The organism is Kitasatospora sp. NPDC059648, assembly GCF_042734825.1.
Lineage (GTDB): Bacteria > Actinomycetota > Actinomycetes > Streptomycetales > Streptomycetaceae > Kitasatospora.
Map to the genome: position 1 here is coordinate 17,463 of NZ_JBHWDU010000096.1, position 10,897 is coordinate 28,359.

Consider the following 10,897-nt stretch of genomic DNA (forward strand, 5'->3'; position numbering starts at 1 on the left):
ACACGGGCGCCCTGCTGCGCCTGCTGACTCGCGGCTGGGTTCTCGAGAAACGGGCCGGGCCTCCGGTCACCAGCACGGTGATCCGGGGGCCCGGCCGCTCGTGTGCGGAAGTGCGGTCAGGTGCGCGGGTTGAGGCCGACGCCCATGGCGTTGATGATGTCCTGGGCCTCTGTCCAGTACAGGTTGGTGTTGCCGGACTGGCCGGAGACGATGCCCCTGGCCCGGCGGTCGGTGCTGTTGGTGACGCTGAAGACCAGGGCGCCGGAGTCACCCTCCATGACCGCCCAGTTCGCGTTGTGGCCCATGACCCCGCGCACCGTGTGCACGGAGCCGTCGTCCCAGGGGAGGCGGTACCGCACGTCGTCGTTCTGGACCTTGATGCCGCAGGGCACGCCGTGGCCGGAGTAGTAGGAGTGGGTGCCGTCCTGGCAGACCGACTGGCCGTTGTAGGAGTAGGACACGCCCTTGACGCGGTACCACCTGCCGGCCGGCTGGTCGGCCTCGTCGGAGGCGGTGCCGGAGCCGTTGCTGCCGGGGACCTCGATGAGCTGGGCGTCCCAGTACGGGTTGGTGTTGACGACGTGGCCGATCTTGTGGCCGTGCGTCCCGTAGAAGTCGCCCACGGAGTCGCCTTCGCCGTAGACGTCGGTGCCGTTGCGGAAGCAGTGGGCGGCGGTGACCAGGTCGCCGCCGTTGGCGCCGTCCAGGACCAGGCCGGAGGTGCACAGGTTGGTCCCGCCGCTGGTGTGGGCCGAGCCGACCAGGACGTCGCCGCCGATGAACGGCGCGCTGTCGTTCCAGCGCCACGAGGCAGCCGTGACCGGGTCACCCGCCTCGACGGTCACTGGGGCGGCGGTGAGGTCGGCGGCGAAGCCGGTGGCGATGGCGCCGCGGATCGAGTCGAGCTTGTCGGACTTCCCCGCGACGGTCAGGCCGGAGCCGTCCGGGTTGACGGCGACGCTGTAGACGGACCCGGCCGTCACGCCGCTCGCGCCCAACTCGATCAGCCGGTCGGCCTGCGCGTCGAGGTCCTTCTTCGCGTACTTGGCGCTCGCCAGCTTGGCGAGGCCGCTGTCGATGCCCGGGTGGGCGCCCTTGGCCGCCGCGATGAGCTTCTGGCCGTCCCTCAGGTCGGTCACGTAGAGGGTCACCGTGCCGGCGCCCTCGTCCACGGACAGGTTCCCGTAGATGCCGGCGTAGGCGTCGCTGCGGCCCTGCTCGCCGAGGGCGTCGGCGAGTGCGGTCAGGGGTGCGGTCTTCGCGGCGGCCGCCACAATCGCGGAGTCGGTGTCCGCCGCGGCCCCGTCGCCGTCCCGGGCCTGTGCCGTCCCGGCTCCGGTGACCAGCATGGAGCCGGCCACCAGGGCGGTCGCCATCGCTGCCGCCGTCACGTTCCTGCGCATTCCGTTCACTTCCCCCATCGTCAGCGGTCCGACTGCGAACCGTCGGTACGGCCATCCAACCCGAGTGATCGTCTTCGCGGCAAGATAGATCCGTCCGGGTACGCGTCGAATACTGCGTGAGAGATGACACAGTGATGACAGGTCAGGTGATGGACGGTGGACCGGACGCCCGATAGGACAGCAGCACGTGCCAGGCGGATGACGTGGATCAGAGCGTGGCGCGGCGGTCGTGCCGGTGAGCACCAGGGACGATCGTTGACGGCGGGTATCGACTTTCGGGGGCGGCGGGCCGGGGCGGCGGTTGGCTAGGAGCGTGTCTCAGTAACCGGCAACCCGCGTGCTGATCGTGATCATTCATGCAGGATGATCCCGGTATGCGTGATCAGGAGGGGCTGTTCGAGGCCGAGCCGGTCGAACCTAGTAGCGGCGGCGTTGCGCGAGGAGCGTGGTGACGTCGTCGTCGGTCGACTCGGCGAGTCCCTGAAGGTGTCCCAGTAGGTTGTCCTGTTGTTCGTGGCAGGAGCTGACGACGTAGGCGATCGTGCGGGTTGTTCCTCCCCCGGTGCGAACCCGGACGGCCGGCCTCCCCACATGCTGGATGCGGGAAGGCCGGCAGCGTCAGATGAGCCGCCTGCGTTCGGGTCGGCTGCGTCGTCAAGGTGTCGGTTCGGCGATTTCCTGCGTGCCGATGACCGCGAGGAGATCGAGCAGGCCGGAACTGTCCGTACCGGTTGCGGGAGTGAACCACAGCAGGCGCTGCCGACCGTCCTCGCTGAACAGGTTGAGGCAGTTGACCTCGACCAGACCGAGCACGGGGTGGTTGAGGCGCTTGCGGTCGTTCCGCCGGAACGCTACGTCGTGGTCGGCCCACAACGAGGCGAACTCGGAGGAGGTGCCGAGCAGCGACTGGATCACCGAGGTGGCTTCGGTGTCCCTCGCGTCCCTGCGCGCGGCAGCGGCCCGCAGATCCGCGACGAAGGAACGGGACTGGGCTTCGTGATCAGCTTCGGGGTAGAGACGCCGGGCGTCGGGCTCCGTGAACCAGCGGTGGACGAAGCTGGCCCGAGGCCCTCGGAAGCCGGTCTGGTCTCCGATCAGGGCCACCGCGGCCGGGTTCTGCACGAGGGTGACGTGCAAGTCGGTCATGACCTGTGCCGGCGTCGATGTCAGCCGGTCGAGGAGGTCGAGCATGCCGGGGTGCACGTGCGAGGCCGCTCCGCCCTGTACGGGCACCGGACGGCCCGCCAGGTGGAACAGGTAGTCGCGTTCGTCGGCGGTCAGGCGCAGGGCCCTGGACAGCGCGGTGATCATCTGCTCGGACGGCTGGGACCCGGCTCCACGCTCGAGCTCGTTGTAGTAGTCCACCGATGCTCCGGCGAGCTGGGCGACCTCCTCACGGCGCAGCCCGGGGACCCGGCGCCGGAGCCCGGTCGGGAGCCCGATGTCGGCCGGGCGGATGCGTTCACGGCGCGAACGCAGGAAGGCTCCCAGCTCGGTGTACTTCGCAGGACTCATGACCGCCATTCTGCGCTTCGCCGGGCCCTTGGCCCAGGGGATGGCATCCCCTGGTTGCGCGGGTCAGAGCGGTGCACCGTGGAGGACATGACCACGAACCCCCAAGCTCGAACTCATGAACCGCCGGCCGCGCGGGTTGCCGTCGTCACCGGAGGATCACGCGGCATCGGCCGGGCGGTCGCCCGCAAGCTCGCCCAGGACGGCCTGGTCGTCGTCGTGAACTACGCCCACGACGCGGTTGCCGCCGAGGAGGCGGTGGCGGCGATCACCGCTTCCGGTGGGCGGGCGGTCCGCGTGCAGGCGGACGTGGCGGACGAGAGCGCGGTGGCCGCGGTGTTCGACCGGGCGGAGCAGGAGTTCGGCGGCGTGGACGTCGTCGTGAACTGCGCCGGTCGACTCGCCCTGTCGCCCATCGCCGACCTCGACCTCGCCGTGCTCGACGCCGTGCACCGCACCAACATCCGCGGCGCTTTCGTCGTCGCCCAGCAGGCGGCCCGGCGCCTGCGTGCGGGCGGCTCCTTCGTGGGGTTCTCGACCTCCGTCGTCGGCACCCAGTTCCCCGGGTACGGCGTGTACGCGGCGAGCAAGGGAGCCGTCGAGTCGATCACGCTGATCCTCGCCCGCGAGCTGCGCGGACGGAACATCACCGTGAACACCATCGCCCCCGGTCCCACGGCCACGGACATGTTCCTCGACGGCAAGACGCCCGAGCAGATCGACCAGCTCGCCAAGACCCCGCCGCTGGAGCGCCTCGGCACCCCCGAGGACATTGCCAACGTGGTCGCGTTCCTCACCGGCCCGCAAGGGCGCTGGGTCAACGGCCAGATCCTGCGTGCCAACGGCGGCATGGTGTGAGTGCGCGACCGAAGGTCGTGGTGATCACGGGCACGTCCAGCGGCTTCGGGAACCTCACCGCACGGGCCCTGGCCGAGGCCGGCCACATCGTGTATGCCGGCATGCGGGCCACCACCGGCCGCAACGCACCGGCTGTCGCCGCGCTCGCCCAGGTCAAGAAGGACCGCGGCGTGCGGATCACCCCTGTGGAGATGGACGTCCGGGAACAGGCATCGGTCGACGCCGCCGTCGACCACGTGATGGCGGAGCAGGGACGGATCGATGTCGTGGTGCACAACGCCGGCCACATGGTGCTCGGACCGGCCGAGGCATTCACCGTCGCCCAGCTCGCCGATCTCTACGACGTCAATGTGCTGTCCACGCAACGCGTGAACCGCACGGTGCTGCCGATCATGCGCCACCAGGGTCAAGGACTGCTCGTGTGGGTCGGATCCACCTCGACCCGCGGTGGACATCCGCCTTTCCTGGCACCCTACTTCGCGGCCAAAGCCGCGATGGACGCGCTCGCCGAGAGTTACGCCGCCGAGCTGGTCAAGTTTGGTATCGAGACCACCCTCGTCGTCCCCGGCGCCTATCCGAGCGGCACCAACCACTTCACTCACGCCGGCGCACCGGCTGACGATGCCTGTGCCGCAGAGTACGACGACCCCTACGGGCGGCTCAGGGACACGATGACCGAGGCACTGAGCCGCATCTTCCCGCCGGGACGTGAGGCCCGGGAAGTGGCTGACGAAATCGTCCGTGTCGTCGGACTGTCCCATGGGGAACGACCGTTCCGCACCCATGTCGATCCCAGCCGCGACGGCAGCGAAGTGGTCTCCGCCGTGTACGACCGCATTCGCGCGGAGTTCTTCCACCGCGTCGGCATCGACGAACTCCTCACTCCCCGCGCCAGCCTCTGACCACGCCGACACCAGCCGAGGGACGGTCATCGGCCCTCCACCCCCGGACACAGACTTCCGATCCCATGGAAGAAACCCACTCAAGGAGTAAGACCCATGCCTTTCGCCAACTTCAAGGTTCCCGCAGGCACCGTCACCGCCGAGGACAAGAAGAAGATCGTCGAGCGCACCACCGAGCTGTACGCGGAGATCTACGGTGAGCGGGCCCGTCCCACCACGGTCGTGCTCATCGACGAGGTCGTCGACGGCGGCTGGGGCGTCGCCGGCAACGTCCTTACCGCCGCCATGCTCAACGGCGACGCCTGACGCCGACCACCCGCGTGGGGCCCGGCGCAGCCCGCCGTGCCCCACGCGGCCATCACCGGGCCCCCGCCCGCGTCGCGTCTTCGAGCCTTCCGGCGGGCAGCAGGCAGCGGCGGGCGGCGAAGGCCCGCCGGTAGGCGGGCTTCTCGTGGACGGTCACCACCCGCGCGTTGATCATCCTGGAGCCGACGGACGGGTCCTTCGCCCAGGAGGGCGCCAGGCCCCAGCGCAGCGTCCGCCGGTGCCGCTGAACGACCCCAGTGTCCTTGTCGAGCCGCTCCAGGACCGCCCAGACATCCTTAGTGGGCACGACGTTGTAGTCGGGCGCCAGCGTCTCGGCCGAATCCCAGGACGTCACGCCGAACATGTTCACCAGGTCGTCGGGCTTGGCCGTAGAAAAAACGTATCTGCCGCACACCTGTCCCACTCTGCCACCCCTCAGGCCGCCGGCGGGCAGCCACCCGGACGAACTCAGCGGGCATTCTGTCATTTCTGACCCTTTAGTGACTTAGGGTCATGCCGCTTTGATGGCGCTATGCCTGATAGGCGCATAACATGCCTCCTCTCGCCGGAAGTGTGGCTGTCTGTCTCGTCGCCTTCTATGCCCCATAGTCCGTCTGGTTTGAAGAAGTCACAGAAACGCCTGACGGGCAGTGGAACAGGATCCTCCGCCCCCGTCTGTACTGACGCTGTGCCATGATCGAGCACAAGCCGTACCCGAGTGATCTGTCCGATGCCTGATGGGCGCTTATCTGGCCGATTCTGACGGCATGGAGAAAGGCCCGGCTCGACTGCCGGCCGACCGGCCAGCCACCGAAGGTCGACCTTCGCGACGTCTTCAACGCGATCCTCGACATCAACCGGACCGGAATCCCCTGGAAGTACCTCCCGCACGACTTCCCCAGCCACGGCACCGTCCACGCCTACTACGCCGTCTGGCGCGACGAGGCACTCAGCACGCGCACCGGTACGACCACGAGTGGCCCACCCATCGACTCCGCCCAGATACGGCCGTGCTCAGCTGGACCGGCGGCATCAGACGACAAGGCGCTCATGACCTCAGTCTGCACTCAGTCACCGACAGAACGGCGCTGGCCTCCCTGAGCACGGAGACCCGAGCATATCCGTTGAGGGCAAGGCCACCGGTTGCGGGCCAGGCCTGAGCAGCGGACCCGAAATGCTTGGTACGCGCTGAACATACGCACGTGGGACCCTCTTCCTCATGAAGCAGACGCCCTACGACGATCACCGCGTTACGTACTCTCGGCAGTCGTTGGCCCGTCTTGTGCTCTCCGGTCATGCAACCGACGTCGCGGACAGCGCGGCCGGCCTCGTTGGCACCCGAAACGATGCCCACACCGGTCTCGGCGGCCGTGTCAGCCAAGCCCAACAGCTCACAGAGCTGGCCGAACGAGCCCTGGCCTCGGCCGTCATCTACGAAGTCGAACGTGGCAGCTCGTGGGCGCAGATCGGGGACTACCTTGGACTCAGCGCCGACGAGGCGCGGGGGCGATACAGTCCCGCCCTCCATGCGTGGAACACCGCCTTCGAGGAGCCCTACCGGCTCGACGAGACCGGTCCCAGACGCATCCCGCAGTTGCCCACTGCGGCCTATGACTGAGCCTGGGCATGCGCTCAGCTCGACCAGTGGGCCTTCTTGCACCGCATCGGCATCGACGACCACCACGCCGTCAGCGCCGAGCTCATCATGTCCAGCGCTGTGGAAGAGGCGGCCCCGGTTGCTGATCACTGAGCCTTTTCAGCGGTGCAACTCCAGGGCGAGGACGGCCTTGGCCGCTGACGTCAGCCAGTTCGGGCTGCAACGGGCACGGCCGGCCTTGTTCGTTCTCGCGGACAGAGCCCCACGGCCACGTCCGATCACGTGATCGGCCACGAACCGGGCCTCATGCCGCCGCAGCCGTCTGCGTCCTGGCCTCACGGACTCCGCGCAGGGCGCCGGACCAGGCGATCACCTGGTCGAGCATGTGGCCCACGGCGGTGTCCAGGCCCTCCTGGGGGACGAAGGCACCGGTGTGGAACGAGGCATGCGTGGAGATGGTGGGCTGGGCCCGGACCGTGGCCACCTGGAGTTCGGCGAGGACAAGGCGCAGCGCCTCGGCAGCTCGGGCCCCGGCCACCCAGCCGCCGTAGCTGACGATCCCGGCGGCCTTGTCGTTCCACTCCCGGTAGACGTAGTCCAGGGCGTTCTTCAGGGCTCCGGGGTAGGAGTGGTTGTACTCGGGGACGAGGAACACGTAGCCGTCGAAGCGGGCGATGAGTGCGCTCCAGGCGCGGGTGTGGCCGTGCTGGTACTGCTGGAGGTTCGGGTTGCCGGGCTCGTCGAGGTTGCCGAGGTCGTGGTCGGCGAGGTCGATGAGTTCGTAGTCGGCGCCGCCGTGGGCACGGGCGGCCGCCAGCGCCCAGGCGGCGATCTGGTCGCCGCGGCGTCCGGGGCGGGTGCTTCCGAGGATGAGGGCGATGCGGAGCGTCATGCACTTCCTTCCAGGGGAGTTGTCACATCAACTCTAGATCGAGCGAGTTGATGTGACAACTGTCCTGGTCGCGGCGCGGTATTCTCGGCGACATGACGGAGACTCGATCGCTGGAACCCCGGGAGTGGGAGTTCTGGGATGTCTGGATGCGCGCGCAGCGCCTGCTCGCCAGGGAGCTGGAGCGCGGCCTGCAGCGTGACTGCGACATCTCGAAGGCCGAGTTCAGCGTGCTGGTGACGCTGTGGCAAGCCGCCGACCGCGAGTGGCGGGTCGGCGAGCTCTCCGAGTCGCTCGACTGGGACAAGAGCCGCGTCTCGCATCAGCTGACGCGCATGGAGAAGCGCGGCTTCGTTGAGCGCACCCGCTACGGAGCCGACGGTCGCCGCGCGGGGATCGGCCTGACCGCCGAGGGGCGCCGTATCGCCCAGAGCGCCATCCGCGTGCACGGCGGCAACATCCGCCACCATGTCCTCGACTCGCTGACCCCTGAACAGGCATCAGCCATCCGGGCCTGGAGCGAGCAGACGGTCGACCGCCTCGAACCGCGCCGCAGCGAGACTCCCAGCGACGGTGCGTCCTAGATCACGCCCTACATCAACGAGCCAGGCGGTTGAGCGAGATGTCTGAAGTCTCAACTGTTCTGCCGGGGATTTTCGTTGGTTACCTATCCTGCCGCACTGGACCTGCCACACGCCCTCGTTGAGTGGGTCCCCGTGCTCATCGTCACCCAGGGGGGGTGACCCGCCTCTGCAAGCTCCGTCCCTCCCCGCGGGCCCCTGGTCGCGCTGGTCTACCTGCGCAAGGCACGACATCCTCGCCCAGATCGCCGCCGGCTTCCGGATCAGCGTCGGCACCGCCCACGCCTACGTCCACCAGGTCACCGACCTCCTCGCAGGGAAAGCGCCCGGCCTCCCCAGCGCAAGGCCCAGACGGCGGGAGCATTCCAGCAGGCCGACCCCGGCCTCGAGCAGTTGGTGGACCTGCTGCCACCGCTCGAGGGTGGTAGCGGCGCGGGTGCCTTCCCGAAGGGGCGGCCCGGCCTTGGCCCAGCATGCGCTGTGGGCTGCGATTTCCTTCTGAGCAGCCTCGGTGAGCATCAGCGACCTCCAGCTTCAGGACCTCCTGTCAGCTGCTGATGAGCCCGAGCCCCGGCGTCCCGCACCAGCGCGCCAGCCTCCGCTTCGCCATGCTCCTGAGCGCCGCCGTCGACTCTGGGGGCGTGCCGTTGGAGGTGCTGGAGCGAACCTCGGGAAGCTCACGAAGGCCGGGCGGTACCGGATGGCGACCGAACAGGAGCTGCCCGGCCACTCCTCGATGACCCGCGACCAGCTGCAGCAGGCTCCGGAGGTGGCTCAGCCGCGTCACCTGCGCGCCGTGTCCTGAACTCGGTCCAGCTCTGGAGCACCGCGCGGCGGTCCGCGCTGTCCTGCGGGAAGAGCGCGGCCGCCAGGCCCAGCAGGGTGGTGCTCAGCAGGACGAGGGTGACGCACCACCAGGGCGCCGAGGTGAGGACGGGTACGGTTCCGGCAGCCTGAAACAGCGCGGTTCGACGGTGCTGTGCGTTCTGACTCATGGTCACCACAAAATCAAAGAACGGGAGTTGCGGGCAGGGGCAAGAGTTGTCGAAGCTAGGGCAACTCGAATTCCTGGGAGTGATCCGTGCAGCAGAACGACAGGGTGTCCGAGGCGGACCGTCTCCTGGCGGCGGCGTTGAAGAGCTGGTCCGCACGCCTGAAGGTGGCCGGGCTGCTACAGAAGGCCCAGGCCGGGCGGCTCGGCTGGACGGAGGAGAAGTACAGCAAGTACCTCGGTGGCAAGTTGCGGATCACCGACCCGGTCCGGTTCACCACGGCGTTCCTCGCGCTGGTCGCCGAGCGTCTGGGCCAAGAAGCCCAGGCCCGGGCGGAGCTGATGCCCCTGGCACGAGCCGCCCACGCCGGGCGGCCGCTCGCGGGGGTGGAGGACGCGCTGGCGCAACTGCGGAGCGAACTCGAGGGCGTCCGGGACGACCGGGCGGCCGCCGAGGTGCAGCAGCGGCTGGAGGCGGTAGCCGCGGACCTGGCGCGGGCCGAGGCGGTGCTGGCCGGGCATGGGGGGCAGCTCACGGAGCTGTGGGCGTTACGACAGGAAGCGGACCGGCTCCGGACGCACGCCCTCAGTATTCGCTACCGGGCTGGCCGGGACATCAATGCGCCGGTCACCTACTACAACGGCCCCGGCAGCGGCCCCGGCCGCCGGATCACGCCCGCCCGCGCTGCCGGGGGCACCGTTCTCGTGCTGGCGGTCGTGGCGACCGCGATCGTGGGCTACCGGTGGTACGACAACCGGACGGCGGCGGCGAACGTGGCGGCCCAGCGTCAGGGGGAGAGAGCTGTGGACGCCCAGACTGCCCCGTTCCGGGTGGTGGTGGAGGGTCCGGACCAGCATCGGGGAAGCGTGTGGGCCCTCGCGCTGGACCAGGAGCTGACGAAGGCGCAGGAGAACGCGCTCGCGCCGTTCAAGCCGAAAGACCTCGCCGCCGTGCAGTCGTACCTGGCGGAGCTGCACCCCCGACTGCTGCCCCGGGACGATGTGCCCGGTGTCGATGTCGACACGAAGGACCCCGGGCTGAAGGCGCTCATGAAGCGGGAGACCGGCGACGAGGGCATGGTGGGCGGCGATACCTATCGGCTGCACTTCACCACGGACCGCTCCTCGTCCGTGACCATCGAGAAGATCGGCACCACCGACATCTCCTGCAGGCCCAGCACCGCCATCAGCGCCGTGTACGCGCCGCCGGCGGGCCAGGAACCCGTGCCGGGCGTCTTCCTGTCGCTGGCCGATCCGCCCGGGACTCCGGCGGTGGAAGTGGACGAGCACGGTGAGGCCATCAGCGCGGACTACTTCGCCCACCACAAGCTCGACCTCGGCCAGTTCACCACGCCCGCGGACATCGAGCTTCAGGTCGGCGGCGTCGAGGGACAGCTCTGCTCCTGGCGGTTCCAGGTCGACTACCTGACCGCCGACGGGGCGAGGCTCAGTGAGAAGGTGGACAACCACGGTCGGCCATTCACGGTCGAGTCACTGCCACGCCAGCTGAAGCAACTGGTGGAGTACGACCTGGGCGGGGCGACCCACCCCGCCCACTGGGCCGACTGCGCCGTGGAGCCCACCCGGTGCGCACCGGTCGCGTCCGGTGGGGCTCGACTCAACATGGGCAGCAGCCTCCCGGGCGCGGGCTCCTGAGCGGGTGCGGGCTGCGGCGGCCCTCCAGGGCAGGCCCCCCGACCGCGCCACGAGTCATCAGGAGTGTGGCGCTGCGGCGGGACCGGGCTCGGCGTACTGCTGGCCAACTAGTAGTACTTCGTTAGGTCGGGGCGGGCTGTCTAGCGCGGCTTGTGGATCTTCTTGTGGGAAGCGGGCGTTGGCAGGTGCGGCAAATACCGGT

At 69.0% G+C, this 10,897-nt stretch carries 9 protein-coding genes and 3 pseudogenes; 8 read left to right on the plus strand and 4 right to left on the minus strand.

What is annotated here, in order from left to right; all coding sequences use genetic code 11:
- Positions 1-116: 116 nt before the first annotated feature.
- The gene (locus ACFV1W_RS34860; RefSeq protein ID WP_380421280.1) at positions 117-1,403 is read right to left on the minus strand and encodes a hypothetical protein; all 1,287 of its coding nucleotides are present in this window, start codon (positions 1,401-1,403) and stop codon (positions 117-119) included.
- Between the two features lie 654 nt (positions 1,404-2,057).
- Positions 2,058-2,918 carry a helix-turn-helix transcriptional regulator gene (locus ACFV1W_RS34865; protein WP_380421281.1) on the minus strand — a complete coding sequence of 287 codons (861 nt, stop codon included), beginning with the start codon at positions 2,916-2,918 and terminating at the stop codon, positions 2,058-2,060.
- 87 nt (positions 2,919-3,005) lie between these two features.
- Between ACFV1W_RS34865 and ACFV1W_RS34870 the strand changes: the two genes are divergently transcribed.
- The 3 genes from ACFV1W_RS34870 (at position 3,006) to ACFV1W_RS34880 (ending at position 4,981) form a co-directional block, all read left to right on the plus strand.
- A complete protein-coding gene (locus tag ACFV1W_RS34870; RefSeq protein ID WP_380421282.1) occupies positions 3,006-3,773 on the plus strand; it encodes an SDR family oxidoreductase in 768 nt (255 codons plus the stop codon).
- Positions 3,770-4,675: an SDR family oxidoreductase gene (locus ACFV1W_RS34875; RefSeq protein ID WP_380421283.1), complete on the plus strand. Its 906-nt coding sequence runs from the start codon at positions 3,770-3,772 to the stop codon at positions 4,673-4,675. The genes ACFV1W_RS34870 and ACFV1W_RS34875 overlap by 4 nt, the downstream gene beginning before the upstream one ends.
- Before the next feature lie 96 nt (positions 4,676-4,771).
- Positions 4,772-4,981, plus strand: a complete 210-nt coding sequence (locus ACFV1W_RS34880; protein ID WP_380421284.1) for a 4-oxalocrotonate tautomerase family protein — start codon at positions 4,772-4,774, stop codon at positions 4,979-4,981.
- Positions 4,982-5,072: 91 nt separating this feature from the next.
- Here ACFV1W_RS34880 and ACFV1W_RS34885 read toward each other — a convergent pair.
- Positions 5,073-5,396: pseudogene (locus ACFV1W_RS34885) on the minus strand (SOS response-associated peptidase family protein); the annotation flags it as partial.
- Positions 5,397-5,728: 332 nt separating this feature from the next.
- Here ACFV1W_RS34885 and ACFV1W_RS34890 point away from each other — a divergent pair.
- Positions 5,729-5,932, plus strand: a pseudogene (locus ACFV1W_RS34890) (transposase); the annotation flags it as partial.
- Positions 5,933-6,200: 268 nt separating this feature from the next.
- Positions 6,201-6,599, plus strand: a complete 399-nt coding sequence (locus ACFV1W_RS34895) for a hypothetical protein (RefSeq protein ID WP_380421285.1) — start codon at positions 6,201-6,203, stop codon at positions 6,597-6,599.
- Positions 6,600-6,882: 283 nt separating this feature from the next.
- On the opposite strand, the gene ACFV1W_RS34900 is transcribed toward ACFV1W_RS34895, so the two are convergent.
- Entirely contained in the window at positions 6,883-7,470 is a 588-nt protein-coding gene (locus ACFV1W_RS34900; RefSeq protein WP_380421286.1) for an NADPH-dependent FMN reductase, read from the minus strand.
- Positions 7,471-7,562: 92 nt separating this feature from the next.
- Between ACFV1W_RS34900 and ACFV1W_RS34905 the strand changes: the two genes are divergently transcribed.
- The 3 genes and pseudogenes from ACFV1W_RS34905 (at position 7,563) to ACFV1W_RS34915 (ending at position 10,695) form a co-directional block, all read left to right on the plus strand.
- Positions 7,563-8,051, plus strand: a complete 489-nt coding sequence (locus ACFV1W_RS34905) for a MarR family winged helix-turn-helix transcriptional regulator (RefSeq protein WP_380421287.1) — start codon at positions 7,563-7,565, stop codon at positions 8,049-8,051.
- A gap of 75 nt (positions 8,052-8,126) precedes the next feature.
- Positions 8,127-8,382, plus strand: a pseudogene (locus tag ACFV1W_RS34910) (transposase family protein); the annotation flags it as partial.
- 747 nt (positions 8,383-9,129) lie between these two features.
- Entirely contained in the window at positions 9,130-10,695 is a 1,566-nt protein-coding gene (locus ACFV1W_RS34915; RefSeq protein ID WP_380421288.1) for a hypothetical protein, read from the plus strand.
- Positions 10,696-10,897 lie beyond the last annotated feature (202 nt).